At 48.3% G+C, this 19,147-nt stretch carries 15 protein-coding genes and 1 pseudogene; 2 read left to right on the top strand and 14 right to left on the bottom strand.

Annotated features, from left to right (window positions below):
- From GOU96_RS02935 to GOU96_RS02995, 13 genes and pseudogenes are all read right to left on the bottom strand, one after another.
- Nucleotides 1-312: pseudogene (locus tag GOU96_RS02935) on the bottom strand (sigma-54-dependent Fis family transcriptional regulator); the annotation flags it as partial.
- A gap of 2 nt (nucleotides 313-314) precedes the next feature.
- Complete coding sequence (gene tssH / locus GOU96_RS02940) at nucleotides 315-2,924, bottom strand: type VI secretion system ATPase TssH (RefSeq protein WP_267780788.1); 2,610 nt, start codon at nucleotides 2,922-2,924, stop codon at nucleotides 315-317.
- Between the two features lie 25 nt (nucleotides 2,925-2,949).
- Nucleotides 2,950-3,723, bottom strand: coding sequence for a type IVB secretion system protein IcmH/DotU (gene icmH / locus GOU96_RS02945; protein ID WP_000083407.1), 774 nt, complete (start codon nucleotides 3,721-3,723; stop codon nucleotides 2,950-2,952).
- A gap of 2 nt (nucleotides 3,724-3,725) precedes the next feature.
- Nucleotides 3,726-5,060, bottom strand: a complete 1,335-nt coding sequence (gene tssK / locus GOU96_RS02950; RefSeq protein ID WP_000458007.1) for a type VI secretion system baseplate subunit TssK — start codon at nucleotides 5,058-5,060, stop codon at nucleotides 3,726-3,728.
- A 6-nt stretch (nucleotides 5,061-5,066) separates the two neighbouring features.
- Entirely contained in the window at nucleotides 5,067-5,543 is a 477-nt protein-coding gene (gene tssJ / locus GOU96_RS02955) for a type VI secretion system lipoprotein TssJ (RefSeq protein ID WP_001045311.1), read from the bottom strand.
- Nucleotides 5,544-5,545: 2 nt separating this feature from the next.
- Nucleotides 5,546-7,033 (bottom strand): type VI secretion system-associated FHA domain protein TagH, encoded by a 1,488-nt coding sequence (tagH, locus tag GOU96_RS02960; protein ID WP_175248350.1) that lies wholly within the window; start codon nucleotides 7,031-7,033, stop codon nucleotides 5,546-5,548.
- Nucleotides 7,034-7,035: 2 nt separating this feature from the next.
- Entirely contained in the window at nucleotides 7,036-8,052 is a 1,017-nt protein-coding gene (tssG, locus tag GOU96_RS02965) for a type VI secretion system baseplate subunit TssG (protein WP_000510180.1), read from the bottom strand.
- Nucleotides 8,016-9,785: a type VI secretion system baseplate subunit TssF gene (gene tssF / locus GOU96_RS02970; RefSeq protein ID WP_000189792.1), complete on the bottom strand. Its 1,770-nt coding sequence runs from the start codon at nucleotides 9,783-9,785 to the stop codon at nucleotides 8,016-8,018. The genes tssG and tssF overlap by 37 nt, the downstream gene beginning before the upstream one ends.
- Nucleotides 9,786-9,790: 5 nt before the next feature.
- Entirely contained in the window at nucleotides 9,791-10,228 is a 438-nt protein-coding gene (tssE, locus tag GOU96_RS02975) for a type VI secretion system baseplate subunit TssE (protein ID WP_000221000.1), read from the bottom strand.
- 2 nt (nucleotides 10,229-10,230) lie between these two features.
- Nucleotides 10,231-11,706: a type VI secretion system contractile sheath large subunit gene (gene tssC, locus GOU96_RS02980; protein WP_000108140.1), complete on the bottom strand. Its 1,476-nt coding sequence runs from the start codon at nucleotides 11,704-11,706 to the stop codon at nucleotides 10,231-10,233.
- A 43-nt stretch (nucleotides 11,707-11,749) separates the two neighbouring features.
- Nucleotides 11,750-12,256, bottom strand: a complete 507-nt coding sequence (gene tssB / locus GOU96_RS02985) for a type VI secretion system contractile sheath small subunit (RefSeq protein WP_000031391.1) — start codon at nucleotides 12,254-12,256, stop codon at nucleotides 11,750-11,752.
- 431 nt (nucleotides 12,257-12,687) lie between these two features.
- Entirely contained in the window at nucleotides 12,688-13,608 is a 921-nt protein-coding gene (locus tag GOU96_RS02990; RefSeq protein ID WP_258503095.1) for a sel1 repeat family protein, read from the bottom strand.
- Between the two features lie 67 nt (nucleotides 13,609-13,675).
- The gene (locus GOU96_RS02995) at nucleotides 13,676-13,960 is read right to left on the bottom strand and encodes a type VI secretion system PAAR protein (protein ID WP_000526406.1); all 285 of its coding nucleotides are present in this window, start codon (nucleotides 13,958-13,960) and stop codon (nucleotides 13,676-13,678) included.
- A gap of 771 nt (nucleotides 13,961-14,731) precedes the next feature.
- Here GOU96_RS02995 and GOU96_RS03000 point away from each other — a divergent pair.
- Nucleotides 14,732-16,411, top strand: a complete 1,680-nt coding sequence (locus GOU96_RS03000; RefSeq protein ID WP_267780844.1) for an RluA family pseudouridine synthase — start codon at nucleotides 14,732-14,734, stop codon at nucleotides 16,409-16,411.
- Nucleotides 16,412-16,452: 41 nt separating this feature from the next.
- Here GOU96_RS03000 and GOU96_RS03005 read toward each other — a convergent pair whose 3' ends face one another.
- Nucleotides 16,453-18,231, bottom strand: a complete 1,779-nt coding sequence (locus tag GOU96_RS03005) for a SulP family inorganic anion transporter (RefSeq protein ID WP_113628987.1) — start codon at nucleotides 18,229-18,231, stop codon at nucleotides 16,453-16,455.
- Nucleotides 18,232-18,420: 189 nt separating this feature from the next.
- Here GOU96_RS03005 and GOU96_RS03010 point away from each other — a divergent pair, with 189 nt between their 5' ends.
- Nucleotides 18,421-19,071: an HAD family hydrolase gene (locus GOU96_RS03010; RefSeq protein ID WP_181743369.1), complete on the top strand. Its 651-nt coding sequence runs from the start codon at nucleotides 18,421-18,423 to the stop codon at nucleotides 19,069-19,071.
- The last annotated feature ends 76 nt before the right edge of the window (nucleotides 19,072-19,147 follow it).

Raw genomic sequence — 19,147 nt, forward strand, 5'->3', positions numbered from 1 at the left:
CATCCCCACGCGAGAGGTTAACTGGCTAAAAGTGCGATTGGATTGCCAAAATACCAACTCTTCCGCAGTCAAATGCATCGCATTCGATGACTGCAAAACATGGGCAAAAGGCACATCAAAATCCGTCACTGACCACGCGAACTGACGCTGTGGATCATGAGGCACAAGTAAACGCCCATCCGACGATGGCAACAACAAAAGGCTATCACTCAGATCTAAGCCTTGAGTCAGCAGATCAACAAATTGCAGCGCAAGCTGGTGGGACTTCCTTACCCCCACCAATTGGGTTGCAAACGCCAGCCATTGACTCATGGTTACGCTACCTCTCCGATAAATTCACCCGCTTCTGCCGCTAAACGAATGCGCTCAACGGGCGCTCTCTCGGCGAGTTTATTCAGCAGCGCCAATGAAACGGGCGGCAGCAATTGCCCTTCAATGATCGCCTCCAGCATACGCGCACCGTTTTCGCTGCGTGTCGCACGGCTTAAGATTTCGTCAATTAAGCTCTCTTCAATCACCACTTCTGCGTTGTAACGTGTCTTGAACAGTTTCTCGAGACGAGCCAGCTTGCCGCGAACAATCTGTGCCAACACTTCTTTACCCAGTGGTAGGTAAGGGATCACTTCCATACGCGCCAGCAGAGCAGGTTTAAAGAAAGCGGCCAATTCAGGATAAAGCGCTTCATCAAGCTTGGCGGGCTCATCGGCATAATCGACTATGGTTTGGTAGCCTAAGTTCGATGTCAGGAAGAACACGATGTTTTGGCAGTCGATAACACGGCCTTCACCATCGGCGATTTCGCCTTTATCAAAGCCTTGGTAGAAGATATTTAAAACTTCTGGATGGGCTTTTTCGACTTCATCAAGCAGAACCACCGAATAAGGCATCTTACGGATAGCCTCCGTCAGCACACCGCCTTCACCGTAGCCAACATAACCCGGAGGTGAACCAATCAGGCGGGAAACGGTGTGTTTCTCTTGGTATTCCGACATGTTGATGGTGGTGAGGAACTGTTTACCACCGTAAAGCTGCTCTGCCAGTTGCACTACCGTTTCGGTTTTACCTACACCGCTTGGCCCCACCAGCAGGAATGCCCCTTTCGGACGTCCCGGACGACGCAGATCGGCACGCGCTGTCAGTAAATGACGATGGATACGTTCGATGGCCGTTTCTTGGCCTTTGATCGCTTGGCCTAAAATCGAGGTCAAATGGGTGATTTTATGCAGCTCATCGGTGTTCATCTGATCAACAGGCACGCCCGTCCAATCGGCGATCACTTCAGCAATCTGATCCGCATCGACTTGCGGGTGCATCAAGCGCTCAGCATGATCAATCGCATCGAGTGCTTGATACTGCTCTTGCAGCGCCGTACGCACCACCAATAAATGGTCGGGATCTTGCTCTTGCGCTTGGCTTAACTCCATCAGCTCAGCACGCAGTGCGATGATCGACTCCACCAAGCTTTTTTGCTGCTGCCAACTCTGTGTCAACGCGGCTTTTTCCGCTTCATCGGCCAACTCTTGATTACGCAGAACATCAAGGCGCTCACTATCGACCTCTTGGCCAAGGAATTGCGCGCGCTCTAACATATCAATTTCGAGTTGACGCTGATGGCACAAGGTTTCAAGTAGTGCTAAACGCTTAGGTGGCGTGGTCATATTGATCGCAATCCGCGCACAAGCGGTATCCAGCACATCAATCGCTTTATCGGGCAGTTGACGACCTGAGATGTAACGCGCTGAAAGTTCAGCGGCAGCTTTTAGTGCATCATCAGTGATGAGTACGTTGTGTGCCTTTTCATAGACACTGTTAAGACCGCGCAGAATATCGACGGCTTGATCGATCGTTGGTTCATCGAGTTTGACCAGTTGGAAACGGCGCGTCAGCGCGGGATCTTTTTCAAAATACTTTTTGTACTCTTTCCACGTCGTCGCCGCCACTGTGCTTAACTCACCACGCGCCAGCGCAGGCTTGAGCAAGTTTGCCGCATCACTGCCCCCTTCTTGGTTACCAGAACCAATTAAGGTATGCGCTTCATCGATGAATAAAATGATCGGTTTAGGCGATTGCTTAATCGCATCAATCACCCCTTTTAGGCGCTTTTCGAACTCGCCTTTCACCGATGCACCCGCTTGCAAGCGACCAAGATCCAACGAATAGAGTTCTACATTTTGCAGTTGGGTGGGCACTTTGCCAGCCACCACACGCAGCGCCAAACCTTCAATCATGGCACTTTTACCAACACCTGCTTCACCCACCACAATCGGGTTGTTTTTGCGGCGACGGCACAGAATATCCACCATCAAGTTGAGTTCGTTTTCACGGCTCAGGACAGGATCAAGCTCACCGTTACGGGCTTGCTCAGTCACATTCGTGCAAAAGCGTCCGAGTGGTGTTTCTGCGGCGGCTTGCAGTGGATTGGCCGCATTTTTGTCTGTTTTAGCCACTGCGGTTTCTGCAGAATCACTTAAGATCATCGCAAAGTGTTTTTTGAGGTTTTCGCGGTTGATGCCTTCAAACAAACTGATCAATTTGAATGACAGATAACGGTCCGCACGGGTCAGCGCGGCTAAGAAAATCGCCCCTGAACGCAGCTCAGCCTGCTCTAACTCGGTACTGGAAAGCAGCCAAGCTTCTTGCAGTAACTCGACCAGCAGTGGCGAAAACGCTGGATAGGTATCCAAGACCTGTTCACGGCTATAGGTTGATGCGATGGCCTGTTTCACCTGTTCGACTTCCAGCCCCGCTTGCTTGAGTACGAGACGCACATCAGAGAGGGGATTATCCAGTAACACATCCAGATAATGTTCTAGAGTGACTTCAGGGTGTTGGCGCTCAATACAGAGAGAGGCCGCTTGCTCCAGAGCCAATTTGCTTTGTGCATTCAGTTTTGCAATAAGAGTGGGTAATTCAATACGGATCACAACGTACCACCTAGCCTAATTATGTTTAAAGTATTTGATTGAGTTGATTGAGCACATCGCTGGATTTGCTATGCAGCACATAGCTGTAGCCGAGAAATAGACCTATCCAAAGCACGATAAAGCCAGCAAACACAGACCAAACAGGCATCTGTCTGCTTAGGGTATATTTCGCACGCACCACATGATCGGTCGGACGGGTTAAGTCTTGTGGCTCGCTCTCTTCCAAGCTGCTCAGCAGTTGATGCAGGCGGCTGATCACTTTTTCGCGCTCAGCTTGTCCCCCTTCCATCACACGGTATTTGCCTTCAAAGCCCAAAATCAGGCAGTGATAAATAAAGGCCAATAGCGCTTGGTAACGGTGTGGTTCACCCTCAAGACGGCTCAAAATCGTAAACACTTTCTCGCCACCCCACGTTTCATTATGGAAGCGTGACAGCATGGAGTGCTCGGCCCATAAACTGGACGCGCCCCACTCGGTTCCCATCACGGATTCATCCAAAAAGGCGCACAAGATGTAGCGATAGGCCATCAAAATGGCGTGTTCGTAACCTTGCTCCGTCAACTCAATTTCAATCGCTTTGATCTCTTCAATCGTCTGACGGTAGATCTGTTCAATGTTGTCGCATTCAGTGAGGGTGCGAACCCGCAGAGAAAGCCCAAACAAGGGTGTCGCGGCATCAATCAGCACATTTGGATTGTCCCCACGCAATTGGAACCAGTAGTCTTGGTCGTGGTTAATTTTTTCCACATCGTCGAACAACAAACTGGCTAATGGCGTCTCTTTTTTACTCTGTGACATGGTTAGCTCCTGATAGCCCAGAATTGCAGCTCAAGATCGTCAAAAGCTGCAGCAACGTGGAACGCAAAACCGCTGGAATGAGTCAACATCGCCCATGCAGCGCTGGTTTTATCCAGTTGGTAGTAGGTGTAGCCAGCGTGGTAAGGCAATTGGCGCGGTGCGACCGGTAATGGCGTCAATGGAATACCCGGCAGTTGCAGTGAGATGAGTTCACGAATTTTCTCAACCGATGCCACCTTGGTTTGCTGAGTAAACAGACGACGTAGCTCATCCAACGGCATGCGAGCTTTAACCGCGATGATAAACTCTGCACTCTCCATCAACTGTGGGTCGTGGATTGGCGCAACCATCAAACCGTACTTACGTTTATCCAGTTGGATAGAGACGGCGCGCGGCTCTAGCACCACGCTCAAGCTCTGACGCAAGCTGCGGATCAGTGGCTGGAAAGAGTGGCTGGGTGAATCATGGTTATAGCTTGGCAAACTGGGCGGCAGACGACTTTCGTCAGTAAAGGTAGCCAGCTCACCACACACACACGAGAGACATTCAAACAGACGCTCTGGGTGTAAGCTGCGCAGCTCTGCCAAATGCTTCATTTGTGGTTGCAGACGGTTTAAAGCTTGCAGCAGCATAAAGTCCGAAACATCAGCAACCCCACCTTGTGCTGGAGAGCTGATGCGCTGAGCAATATTTTTCGCTCGCTCACGCATCAGGCCTGACATCTCATTAATAAAGCGGTGCAGCGCAGAGATGCCCACCACATTCAAGTGACAAGGGATGAAATCCGGATCGAGCACCACGCTGCCATCAGGACGTTTTTCTAAAATACGGCCAATAGCAATTGAGGCATACGCACTGCGATCCTCTCGCTCAAGCATGAGTTGCAAACGCACAGGGGAAACATCAATCGTCGTGGTATCACCCTGCACGCTGTGGACATCACGCACTTCGAGACGACGGCTGACATAGCGCCCCGTACCACGCTCTTCTGGCCAGTTAATCTCCATCAGCGACTCACTACGTAGCGGTACGGCTAAGTAGACAATCTGGTTTGCCAATGACGCATCGGTCACTTCGAGCGCATCGGGAAGATGATCTTCTTGAGGAATACGAAAGGTGGTGCCATCGGGCATCACGCCGACCGCACGCTCAATCGCAATACGGCCAAACGAGAGGTATTCCGGGTTGAGCGACAACTCGGAAATCCCATACAAGTAACGGCTCACGGTGCTCAGGCGCTCGTCTAGGCAGTACTCCGTATATCTCTGCTGTTGCTGGAAATGTTGCGGCTTAATAAATAGCCCTTCATTCCAGATCACTCGGTTACGCGCAAACATCGTTTGTTATTCCACCCTATCCAATTTCACATCGTAGTCTTTAAACAGCATCAGCAAGTGATACTCTCGCCCTTTATTGATCACCTTGACCGCTTTCTTCCATTCGCTGAGTTCAGGCTCGGCAAAATGAGCCATCACGCCGATGTAGTTGGTCTCCTCATCGACTTCGAAAGCGTTGACGAATTTGAACTGCCCTGGAGTCAGTACATAGTCGTAGTTTTTAACAAAGTTACTGCGCAGCGCTTTTTTATAATCGGTTTTGATCTGGTCGTAGTCGGACGACATAAACATCGAGTCATCCTTTAGCTCAAAAACTTGAATTTCTATCGGTGACGCTTCACCCCAGATGTTCGGGTTCACCCCTTCATCGCTGACTAAGCTAAAAGTCACCTTGGTCGGCTCTTTCGCAGGCTCGTACTTATCCGACGAACTGCACGCGGTCAGCACCGTCAAGGCAAACAGCATCCACAGCACTTTGTTCACGGTTATAGCTCCAGTTGCTTCTCGCGAATTTTGCGATCGTAGGCTTGCTCAAAGATCTCCCAGAACAACTTCTCAAAGCCGCGTTGGCGGTTAGAGGTCAGCTCTTGGTAGTAGCTGCAGTACATATTCCACGCCCAAGCATCCGTTGAAGTTTGTGTGGTATCAGAATTGCGCTTGTAGTGGTGGAAACGGCGCAGCATCACCTGTGGTGAGAAAGCGTTGAGAATTTGGCTCAAGGCTTCTGACGTGGCGAACTGCATCGCTTCATTATGATCGCGAACGGTTTTTAGGCTTTCAGCAATCGCCGCAGGGGCAGAAAGGTGCACGACGCTCTTATCAGCATCGTACAGAGTGCGGATCGTCTCTTCATAGGAGAGGCCTAAACGCAGCGGGTTATCTTCAATGGGTTGCAGATTACGGTTCAAAGTACCGAAACGGCTTTCACTCACTTGTTGATGCAAATCGAGTAAACCGCGCACACAAGCTTGCAAAGACTCACCCAACTCTTGCGATAAAAGATGCATACGATTCATATCATTTTCATCGCTCAGGTCTACGCCGAGCCCTTCCAAGATCGGACCTGTCACCAAGTGGTTAGCTTGGCTGGTTGAGCTTGTGTGCATAGTGGAATACGCGCTTTTCTCCAACTGTGGTTGGAAACTTTTCGCGACTTCCTCTTCTAACAAATCCAGTACTTTTTCATCCATTGTGAAGCCCTCTGATACGTTGCTTTCGCTGGTTTTATATTGAGAAATTGTGGGGGTGGCAGAAGTCACGCTCGGTGCTTCTGATTTGGTTTGCTTAGCAAAGGTGGCCTTCGCAAAACCAAGAATTTTCTTAAGGCGGATCGATGAAGTCATCTCATACTCACTGTCCGCTTGTGGCGTAAAATCGGCATTTTGCAGCACTAAGTTATCTTGTGGCACGAGGCTAGGTTGGGCGGATAACGGCTGCTCACTTTTAGGATCATCCAGTAAGGAGGTCGAACTGCCCGCCGCACCCATCAGGTTATCGAGCGCCTGTAATGGGTCTGTATTGGTTGGTAATTCGTTTTTTTCTGGTTCGATGTCGAACGTCAAATCCGCCAGCAGATCCTCATCCTTAGAGGCAAACAGCGCATCTAAAGATCCATATTGTTCTTCCACTTCGATGGCGTTACCAAACAGCACTCGCAAACGGTAAGGCCCCACACTCACTTCATCTTTGTGAGTCAGGCGTGCCATTTGCCCAACGCCCAGTGGCATGTCTGCCCCGTTGACATACGTGCTGCCGCAGCTGTCTTTTAAACAATACGCCCCGTCTACCATCATCACTTCACAGTGCATGGGTTTTACACTGCCTTGCGCATCGACCAAACGCCACTGCGCATTCGGCGATGAGCCGATCACTCCACCTGACGAGGTCCACGTATGCTGAGCGGACAAGCCAGACTCTAAGTGCTGAGCATTGGTGACTAATAGGGTCAACGAAGGTAATGTCACTGAGTTCATGGTTATTGCCTTACTTGAATTAACACATGTTTATTGGCTGCATCTTGGCCAAGAAACGAAGTCCAGCCGAGGGCGATATTCTGTTTAGTATCCAGACAAAACAGCGGCGCTTCCCGTTCATCCATCGCCAGCTCGAGGTCGTACGCCATCTGTTCGCGCAAAATAAACTCCACCAGCTTGCAAAGTGGCTGATACTCTTTACCGGAGGGCAAAAAGTCAGCAAAACGACTGCGAGATAACCGTTTGATACAGATAATAAATTTTCCACTGCAATCAATAACGGACTCGCCAATCACCGTGTCCATCCCCAACCGCGCATTCTGCTTGCCCAGCGCCAGTTGCTGACTCCGGTCAATCGATACCCGACGTCTGACCCACTGGCGAATGGAAACATCAGGTAAATCAAAACAGTGAGCAATAATGCCGGCCACGACTTGTGGCGAACGGCTACGTCCGGCCAGCGTGCCCGCGTAAGCCAGCATTTTGCACCAGTTGATCGGTGTTTCACCGCGAAGATCAGGATCGCCCAACCCCACCAGCGCAAACAGCTGTGCAGAGAACACATCCTGCGCACCGGGCTGAAAACGTACGTAGTAACGGTATTTACGCCAAACGCGATAAACCAAATTAATCAATCGGTTATTGAAAAAATCGAGAAACGGCTGCTTATACCCCCCAGGCTCTTCCGTCACCAATTGCTCAAGGATGAACCCCGGCAGAGGTGACTGTGCACCGGAAAGGCCAAAAAAGTTGGTCAACATAACCCAACGCTCATCGTCACGCGCTTCAAGCGCCATCACATCACTGGGCGAAAATCCAAGGCTCGGGTTAGCACTGAACACCAAGCGGCAATCGCGCTCCCACTCTTCCGATTCGGGATTGATATCAGCCAGTTTTTGCAACAGCTCAACCAGTTGGTAGAAGTTGTATTCCCGTACATTGCCCGGCAAGCTCAACGGAGAGGCTTGCGCTGGATCTGAATTCAGATCAACGGCTGCATTCCGCTCTGTGTGCCCCATGAGTACTTCTCTTGATTGCTGATGTTAACCACGACTAATTCGTGAAATGAGTTGATGCTGGCGTAAAGTGCAAAGAAATGACTGAGTACCGTACCAAACAGGAACAAATCACCTTCCGAGCCAAATCCCGCTTGATCGACATACAACGTCGATTGCAAACCACGCACAGGCAAACCACGTAGGATTTTATCAACCGGTTTAGATTCTATTTTGACTATGCCATCAAGGCGCATCCGTGCGACACGTTCAGCTTGCCTATCGACCAAGGCGCGAAAATCGTAAGCGCGTAGCACACAGCTCAGTGCATCTTTTGAAAGCAGTGATAGGTAGTTCAGCGATAGATTCGAGATCAGCGTCCACAGTAAGCTGCCATCGAGAACCGGGCGCAGTGACTGCGAAGGCACCGTAATATTTTTGAATGTGGCAAAAGGGGGTGAGCTGTCGGTCGCCACACAAATATCCCCCACCCCAAGTTCCAATGGCAGCAAGCGATTGGTGCAGGTGAGTTTGATTGAGACGGCTTCATCTACTCCCATTGATAAGGTTTCATCACCGCGCACAAAAGAGATAAATGAATCAAAACCATCCCCCCGGATGCTCTCTTTGACTCGTGTGCGATAGTAAAGCGCTTGACGATGACGAACCCGTTCCACTTCATGTTGGAAGCTTTCAAAAGAAGAGTAGATACGCTTCTCTCCGCGGATCCGTTTGCCTTCTGACTGGGTATCTTGCCAACCAACCACTTGATCCACGCTGAAAATTTCATAGTGGGCAGGATAGCGACTGGACGGGACGATTCGATACTCTGAACGACGCCCAGTCAAATCGATCGGATCGGCATCATGCTCAAACAGATTGATGACCGGTGTGCAATAGAGTTGAAAATTGTCCTGACGCACTCGTGTATCAGCAGGCAATGTTTTCGAAAAATGGATGCGTAAGGTGAAATCACCGCTGACCGCTTTCGGTAAAGCTTTGGCAAAACCTTTTACATCAAAGAAGTGAAAGGCTTCAGGAAACGACAGGTACTCTTGCAAAATACGATAACCGTCATAGACATTCTTTGGATAAGGCAGCAAAGCTTGGTCACTTGAGAAACCAACGGTTGAAAACGCATCAGCAGGCAGTGCGAACTCGACACCTTGCACTTCAATGGTCATTTTTTGTAGATAATGGTGTAACCAAAGATAGAGAGTCTGCGAGCTGTATTTATCACCACCTAAGTAAAAACGTACGGTATCGAGCTTAGCGTCGCCTACTGTCATATCGCCCAGCATGCGCAACGAGATCTGAATGGTCGTGGCTTCACGTGTGTGTTCGGCATGAACACCTTGACACTGCATCGGATACAGCGCGACATCACGGCAAGTGTTGAAATGACACGCCGTGCCAAAGACTGGCTTGCTATCCAATTGGGTATTACGTGGGATGACTTGCTTCTCGCTGACACTTTTGTCAGGTTCAAACGCCACCACACTCATGCTCGGGATAGGGCGCAGATAATTTGGCCACAGCATGTTAATGATGGAGTGAGTAAGTTCAGGGAACTCATCCTCCACCTTTTCGCGCAAACGCGCGGTAAGAAATGCAAAACCTTCCAAAAGACGCTCAACGTCAGGATCGGTCGTACGGCCATGAAGAAAACGCGAAAGCTGAGGGTGAATTTCGGTAAATTCTTTCCCCTGCTCTTTTAAAAAAGCGAGCTCTTCCCTGAAATACTTGTCTTGCGTCATAGAGGTTAAAACACTCGATATTTTCTGCTTTGATCCAATAACAGACTGAACTGGACTTTTTCGTGTAACGCTTCGCTATTGATGGTCGCGGTAATGTGGAACCTTAAAGTCAGCGGGTTAAAGCTATCTTGATCCGCTCTCACCAGAACGCGAGTTAAACGCGGCTCATAGCGCTCAAGGCACTGTTGAATCGCCAATTTAATTCGCACGGAGAGATCTAAGGTTTCCAGCGTTGCATCATTAAAATCCACCAACCCGAGATGAGGGGCACTTTGCGCTCCACCAATTCGAGTGTTCAGAATGTTAGAGACATTCCGTTTGATCGATTCGAGTACATCCCACGCGTCTGGCCCACGGGTCAGCGACATAGGTTTGGCGTTGGCTTCCAAACGTTCGAAAAAGCCAACACCAAATGCACTCTCTTCAGGTGCGATGTACGTCATAATCAGGCTTGATCAAGACGTCCAACTAATGACAACTCAAAGTTCGCACCCATGTACTTAAAGTGAGGACGAACCGAGAGCGACACCTGATACCAACCTGGATTGCCTTCCACATCCATCACTTCAATGCGCGCGGCACGAAGTGGACGACGGCTACGTACGTCTGCGGGTGGGTTCTCTTGATCAGCAACGTATTGTTTGATCCATGAGTTCAGTTCACGCTCAAGATCTTGACGCTCTTTCCAAGCACCAATCTGCTCACGTTGCAGAACTTTCACATAATGCGCCAAACGGTTGATGATCATCATGTACGGCAACTGGGTACCCAACTTGTAGTTGGTTTCCGCTTCTTTGCCTTCTTTGGTATTTGGGAAAACCTTAGGTTTTTGAATGGAGTTTGCAGAGAAGAACGCCGCGTTATCACTGCCTTTACGCATAGTAAGAGCAATAAAACCTTCTTCCGCCAGTTCAAACTCTTTACGGTCCGTGATCAGGACTTCGGTTGGGATCTTGCTTTGCAATGCACCCATAGATTCAAAGACATGCACCGGCAGATCTTCAACTGCACCACCACTTTGTGGGCCGATAATGTTTGGACACCAGCGATATTTGGCAAAGCTATCCGTCAAACGAGTTGCGAAGGCAAATGCCGTGTTACCCCACAGGTAGTGCTCGTGCGAAGCACTGACGTTTTCCGCATAATTGAACGACTTCACTGGATTTTCGATTGGATCGTAAGGAACACGCAGCAGGAAACGAGGCGCGGTCAAACCAAGATAGCGCGCATCTTCCGATTCACGCAGTGAACGCCATTTGGTGTATTTCGGGCTTTCAAATGTCGACTTGAGATCTTTAATGTTAGGCAGTTCTTCGAAGGAGTCGATACCAAAGAATTCAGGACCTACGCTTGAAATGAAAGGAGCATGCGCCATGGCACCCAGTGCGCCCATGTATTGCAGCAGCTTCATATCTGGCGTTGAAGGGGTAAACGCATAGTTACCAATGATCGCGCCAACAGGTTCGCCACCAAATTGACCATAACCGGCAGAATAAACGTGCTTGTAAAGACCGGACTGAGCCGTTTCTGGAGCAAACTCGAAATCTTCCAGCAGTTCATCTTTGGTTACGTGAAGGATTTCGACTTTGTTATTTTCACGAAAATCAGTGCGATCCACGAACAGCTTCAAACCGCGCCATGCCGATTCCATCGCTTGGAATTGCGAGTTGTGCAGGATTTCATCCATCTGTGCACTGATTTTCTTATCCAGTTCAACCAACATTTGGTCAACCAGAGATTTGTTGACAGGCTCAGCAGAGTGTTGTGAACCCATAAGATTTTCGATAAACGCTGCAACACCTTTTTTCGCGATGTCGTAACCCTCTTCGCTTGGTGCGATACGGGTTTGCGCCATAATTTCATCAAGAAGGCTGCCTTGAGCAAGCTGTGGCCTTTCCAATACCTTTTCAGTCGTAGACATCATTAAGTTCCTAATGAGTGATTAATTGATTAATAACGTTTGCTTACGCTTGTGGCTCTTCTTGACCACTGAGCAGATTCAGTTCTGCCAACAGTTTTTCTCTCGACTCTTCTGAGTTGAGTAATGACTGTAAACGCTCACGAAATGCGGGAATGTTGCCTAGCGGCCCTTTAAGGGCAACTAACGCTTCACGCAACTCAATCAATTTTTTCAGTTCTGGAACTTGTGATGCCACCGCATCAGGAGCGAAGTCGGCTAAGGATTTGAAATTGAGTTCAACAGGAAGCTCGGCATTCTCATCATCAGTCAGCTTGTTTTTCACCGTGGCGGTGATTTTCAGCTCGCTCTCGCGCATTACGGCTTCAAAGTTGTTCTTATCTACCGTGACTGTTGCACGCTCTTCCAATGGGGTTTGCTCCGCATGCCCTTTGAAATCACCTACTACCAGGGTTTTGAGTGGTAGCTCAACCTCAGCCTGTGCATCCCCCGTCGCCGGAATATACTTGATATTAATCCGCTCTTTGGGAGCTACACTTCCTTCTTTAGACATATTACGTCTCCAATACCTATGCCAAACGTTGTCAATGAAACAGTTGATTGAAATCATTCAATCAACCAAGAATCTTGAACTTATCCTTAGTGATAACTAAGGGCTCTCATTTCAAAATATGAAATAGAGTCAATCACTTCCGTGACACTGTGAGAAAATAAATCCCACACTAAGCCATGTCACAGAGTGTTGTTGTATTTTGATATATTGATGAAAAATGGGCTTATTATGCAAACTTATCATTAGCAGCTTTTTGCTGCCATGTATCAGTTATCTGGTCTAAATATTGTTTGCGATAATCTAATACCCAATAAATATGAGATGGCATTCTATTCATGGAGACAAAAAAGTAATCGAAAAAAAACCCGAAGCGTGATCTTTTACCCAAAAATATATCCAATAACCATACTTAAATAATACTTAACAGGGAACTAATTATCCCAGTAAGCATCATGGTTGAAAAAAGGCTGATAATTTTCGAGTTGAAGCTCTATTTTCTCTGAAATTTCTTTTTCATGCTCATTTAATTGCATTGAAATATCGAGCAGTTGCTTTTGGCTATTTTGGTAAACATGACTCAAGCGATCGCTGCCTGCCACTTCTAAATATCGATTGAAGTAAGCCTTGGCCTGCTTAAGATCAGGCTCGACAAAACGATAAAACTCACTCTGTCCACTGAGAATACCGCCCATCGCCACCAAAGAAGTGAGATCGCCACGCTGTACTGCCTGCTGGCGCCAATAATAGGCATCTTGGTATTTACCTTTATTTTCAAGAAGTTGAATATAGTTTCTTATCGCAGGGATATAGCCCGTTTGCGCCGCTTTCAGATACGTTTTTCGAGCTTCGGTTGCTCGGCTACCAGGCATGGGATAACTGCCCTCTCCTTGCTCAATCTGTTGCGCCATAAGCATCAGAGCTGCAGGGTGTTCAAATTCAACTGCAATCGTTAAATAATGCTGGGCAAGCTTGGGGTTATCCTTTTGATGGAACAGCGCGAGCTCATAAGCGGCCTGACTCGGTTCACGAGAGCCTACTTCAATCAAAGTATCGTAATAAGTTTGTTGCCATAAACTGCGTTCTGCGGCTCTGAGCCACTCACCGTTTTGATACAACACTCGCATCGCTTGACGGCTTCCACCTTGAGCAGCGAGTAATAAATAGTGCTGGCTTTCAGGCGGAGTGCGAATGGTGGTTCGGTAGTTAGCAACTTCCATCGCATAAAGATAAGCCGCACTTGGCTCACCAAGGTCTGCTGCGTATTTCAAGTATTCGCGAGCGGCTAAATTCTTAAATTGCGCACGCAGCAAACGACCATTTTCGTAGGCTTGCTGAGCACTCAACTGCTGCATATCGTAGTTTATTTCCTCGCTAAAACTACGCCCTACAAACAGAAGTGTTACGATAAAAATCAGGGTTTTAACCGATGTTGACACTGCTTGCTCCCTGTAATACGCCACCACAATCGACCGCATCTCCAGCCCTTGCTGCGGGTTTACCATCAATCATCACGGTACCTGAGCCTGCGGCAATCGCACGGCCATGCGGCGGATGCTTTGGCTTGTCATGAGGGGCTAAAGGATCACCAAGCCGAGCCGCTGGAATCCCATCATAACGCACAGTGGATGAACCTGCGGTCACTGGCGTTGGCGGGAAACCATCATGATCTGTACCTAAATGTCCTACTACGATTCCGTTACCCATATTCTGTCCTCATCGGTTAGTAAAATGTATTAAAGCAATTAATGTTCCATACTTTTGGAGGTCATTTTTGCATATCAACCTCACAACTGGGCAATATATTGCCCAAAAACAACACCTCTCTGCCAGGCAGGCAAGATCTTACCTGAAAGGAAAGATTGTCATAGAAACGTCAGGAAAATATAAAACAATTCATTTTTGCGTTTCTTCTTCATTTAAAGTGAATATTAAAAGTGAATAAAGTTAATAGTATTATTTCATTATCTCCTAATTGAGAAATCTATTAAATTAATACCCTTTCAGCCTCATAACTTAGTCGCAGAGTTTAATAGGATTAATTAGTTCATTCTTATTAAGCAATTTTTACTTAAGCGAATCCTAGACCATACATTAGAGTCAATAACCCTTTATCACTAACATTTGGCCAGAATTCACTCACATTGATGATATAACAGGCAAATACAACATTTGGAAATGATATGTTTTGGGAATGTAACATCGACCATTAATTAGGGTGAACAAATATCCCTACATTGAACTGTTGTAAGTTGAAAGAGCGATAACCAAACTACTTGGTGTTGCAGAAAGGTGGCAAGTAAGTTCATCATCATGAGCATAAATAAACTATGTGATTGGGGTGAGCGAACGTAACCCATATCGCTGCAACTTCAAGTAGGCACGGTATAGGTCAACAATCACCAATAGAAACATAGACTGACAAGTTTCACCCAAGCAGGTAAGATGCGCCTTTGCTTTACCCACTCTGTCATTTGTATGTCTGCACTGCCCGATTGCTTCACTCGTTTTACTTCTGTCATCACCCATATCGCGCTACCCGAGCGCTTTACTTATCCGTTTTGTTATCAGCCACACCCACTGTCTGAAATTGCGGCCGATGAGCTACAGCAACATTTACTCACTCAAACCGATTGGTATCACCCTTTTGGTTTAACGGAAACCGACCCTCAAGCTCACGGCAAAATGTTTGGAGTACTGGTTGTGCAGCATCGCTCTGGAACCTTGGGTTATTTGGCGGCGTTCTCTGGTCAACTGGCTGAACAAAATCGGTTGCCGGGATTTGTTCCCCCTGTGTTTGACCGCTTTGCTGATGCGTCTTTTTTCAGAGTGGATGGCGATCAGATTGCGGTCATTAACCAACAAGTGCGAGAGCAAGAAACTGATCCGGAGCTTGCGGAACTCGCTAGTGCCCTTAAGCAATCTCAGTTACAAGCCGAGCATGAGCTGAGCCAGCGGCGTATATTGCACAGCAAGCAGCGTCACTTGCGAAAACAGCAGCGCTTACAAGCAGAAGAGCTACCAGAAAAAGAAAAACACACTCTGTTGGCTCGCCTAGCGGAAGAAAGTGTGCAACAAAAGCGTCAGTTACAGTGCCTCAAACAAGAGTGGGAACAGCGTATTGCGGCTTTACAGCATAGGTTAGATCATAAACTCATGCGCATTGAGCAACTGAAACAGCAACGTAAACAGCGCTCTGCGGCGCTGCAGAAAAAACTGTTCTCCGCCTATCGTTTTGCCAATATCCGTGGCGTTGAAAAGGATTTGGTTGAGCTATTTTCCGTGACCAAAAATCCGCTCCCACCCGCAGGCTCAGGCGAGTGCGCGGCTCCAAAACTATTACACTATGCGTTCCAACATCAGCTGCGACCCATTGCATTGGCAGAGTTCTGGTGGGGGCGCTCCCCCAAATCGGAAATTCGTCAGCATAAGAAGTTCTATCCTGCATGTCAGAGTAAATGCCAACCGATTTTGGCGCACATGTTAGAAGGGATGCCGCTGGAAGATAATCCACTGCTCAGCAATCCGGTGCAAGGTCAAGACATCACCATTGTGTATCAAGATGACGCCATCGTGGTGGTCAATAAGCCTGCTGAATTTCTCTCTGTCCCCGGTGTGCATGTGCATGATTCTGTGTTGACGCGCTTAAAGGCTCAATTTACCCAAGCAGAAGGGGTATTTGCCCTACATCGTCTCGATATGTCTACTTCTGGACTTTTGGTGTTTGCGCTGACGCGACGTGCTAACAAACAGTTGCAAAAGCAGTTTATTTCTCGTGCCGTCCAAAAGCGCTATGTCGCACTTATCGAAGGAAAATTAAGCGAAACACAAGGTGAGATCCAGTTGCCTTTGTGTGGCGATCTGGATGATAGGCCAAGACAAAAAGTGTGCTGGCAGCAAGGTAAGCCTGCACTCACTCATTGGGAAACCGTGCAAGTGGAGCAAAACCGAACTCGTGTTTACCTCTACCCACATACAGGACGTACCCATCAATTGCGAGTACATTGCGCCCATCATCTTGGCTTAAATGCGCCGATTGTCGGTGACGATTTGTATGGCTTGCAAGACAAACGTTTGTTTTTGCATGCCGAACAACTGAGTTTTGCTCATCCCTACACTAAGCAGCCCATGACTTTCCAAGTTGATGCGGATTTTTAACCGAAAAAGAAAAGGGGCTCCACTTGAGCCCCTAACCATGTTTAAGCCACTTCGGTCGTGGTTGGTTTTAGCAACACGCTGATATCTGGTTCCTTCTGCACCACAGGGACATGGCCTTCTTCCATCGCACTTAGGTAACAACCACTCAGTTTGATGGCTAAATACATATCGGCACGCAGGACGATTCCACCTTCTGCAGTATTGATCCCAGTAAGGTCACACCAATGGCGTAAACTGCGCTTACGCCCCGCTAGAATGAGACGGATACCGCGTTTTTTCAGGATGCCATGTAAGTCCGCCAGCATCGCCATCACACTCAGATCTAAGTGGGTAAAACTGGCCACAGCATCAATGATCACACAACCCACTTGGGCGCCTTCACGCTCGGTCTGATCGAGAATACGCCGCTTAAAATAAGGTGCGTTAAAATAGGTCAGCGGAGAATTGAAACGGAAAATCACCATGCCGGGGATCGGTTTTGCTTTCTCTGAATCATCAAGTGTGCGTAGCGTTCCTTCCCCATCCAATCCCATCATTTGATCAGTGGGGCGCATCACCAATTTGAGAAATTGGAATAAACCCAGCAGTACCGCCAAAGTGATCCCTGGGATCACCCCAATCACTAACACTGCGATAAAGGTGATGAGTGCGAGGTAAAACGCATCTTTATCGCGCTTTCTTAAATTCCAAACGCCTTTTAAATCGAGCAGAGACAATGAGGCGATGATCAGTACTACGCCCAAAGCCGCGACAGGGATAAATTGCAAAGGCTGATAAGCAAAAACCGCCACCAGCGCAATAAACAAGGCTGCGATGACCGAAACCAGTTGCGATTTACCACCATTGGCGTCATTGACTGCGGTACGGGAATCGGCACCACTGATCGCAAAGCCTTGCGAAAAGGCGGCTGCGACATTCGCGACACCAAGCGCTCGGAACTCTTTATCCGCATCAATATCGTAGCCATTTTTAGCCGCAAAGCTGCGAGCGGTGAGCATCATACTCACAAAGCTCACCATCGCTAAGTTGAGCGCAGGCATAACGAGTTCACGGCTGATCCCTAAATCAAAAGCCGGAGCTTGGAACTCAGGTAAACCGCCTTGGATAACCCCCACCACTTGTACGCCCACACTTTCAAGATTCAGTGCCCACACCAGCAAGGCAGCGACCATGATTGCAAACATCGCCGCAGGCCATCTCGGCTGCCAGCGCTTGATCACTAAGTAAATCGCTAAAGTGAGCGCACTCAAACCCAAGGTTTGCCAATGCAAGGAGTACAGCAGCTCTGGCGCTTCAACAATCCGTTCGAGCAGATAACGTTTTTCATACTTGAGCCCCAATACTTTGGCAAACTGACCAACAATAATCGTCAGCGCCACCCCATTAAGCAGACCTAACAAAATCGGCCTTGAGAGAAAATCGGCGAAAATGCCCAGTTTGAGCCGACTCGCCAATATGCACCAAAAACCGGTCATGGCGGTCATGGTCATCACCAGCTGCCAGTGCTTGGTGGTATCTCCGGCGGCAAGAGGAGTCACCACGGCCGCAATCACCGCGCAAGTGGCGGCATCTGGCCCCACAATCAATTGGCGTGAGGTGCCCATCAGCGCATAGACCAACATAGGCAAAACACACGAATAAAGTCCGACAATAGCAGGCACACCGGTTAACTGCGCATAAGCGATCGCTACAGGCAGCGCTACAGCCACAACAGAAAAGGCGGCTCGTACATCATCGGTTAACCATCCCCGTTGATAATCTTTAAATTGGTAGAGTCCGGGGAACCACTGCCTTATCCACACTGCTTTCACTTCATTCACCTGCTGACACTAAATTGTCATTGTTTTGCAACATAGTTTAGCGGAAATTACCGCAATTCTCTCGCTAATTTACTGATCTAAAATACCCTTATCTACTGATCCAACCACTGCAGTTCTAAGTTTTGGGTTCTCTTGCATCAGGAAAGTATGGGACAATGGTCGCTCACTTTTTTGTGGTAGGTGGGAACGATGAAATTTCAAGCCGCTATTTTTGATATGGATGGTCTACTGCTCGATACCGAACGGGTCTGTATGCGAGTGTTTCAAGAAGCGTGTACCGCTTGTGGATTGCCTTTTCAGCAAGAGGTCTATCTCTCGGTGATTGGCTGTAATGCCAAAACCATTAATGGCATTTTGAGCCAAGCTTACGGTGAAGATTTGCCAAGGTTACATAACGAGTGGCGGCAGCGTTATAACGCAGTGGTCATGCATGAAGCCATACCACATAAAGATGGGGTGATCGCACTGCTTGAGTGGCTGAAAGCTCGTTCAATACCAATAGCTGTCGCAACCTCTACCCAAAAAGAAGTGGCACTTATCAAGTTGCAGTTGGCTGGTTTAGATCACTATTTTGCGAACATCACCACGGGCTGTGAAGTGACTCAAGGTAAACCTCATCCAGAGATCTATTTACTCGCGGCAGAGCGCTTAGGTGTCGAACCTCAGCAGTGCCTTGCGTTTGAAGACTCGAATAATGGCATCAAAGCCGCTATGGCAGCGCAAATGCACGCTTTCCAGATCCCTGATTTAGTCAAACCGAGCCCCGAGGTGATCGCTCTTGGTCATCCTATTTGCACTAGCCTAAATGAAGTCATTGATCTGCTATCCCCCAATCACTAGGAGCTACTGTGGCAGGCGGCAAGTGAGTGACCCATTTATCAGGCACACATTTGCACAGCCTTCGGCCTTCAGTGAG

Origin of the sequence: Vibrio sp. R-1, from assembly GCF_035615595.1 — a bacterium.
Taxonomy (GTDB): Bacteria; Pseudomonadota; Gammaproteobacteria; order Enterobacterales; family Vibrionaceae; genus Vibrio; species Vibrio cholerae.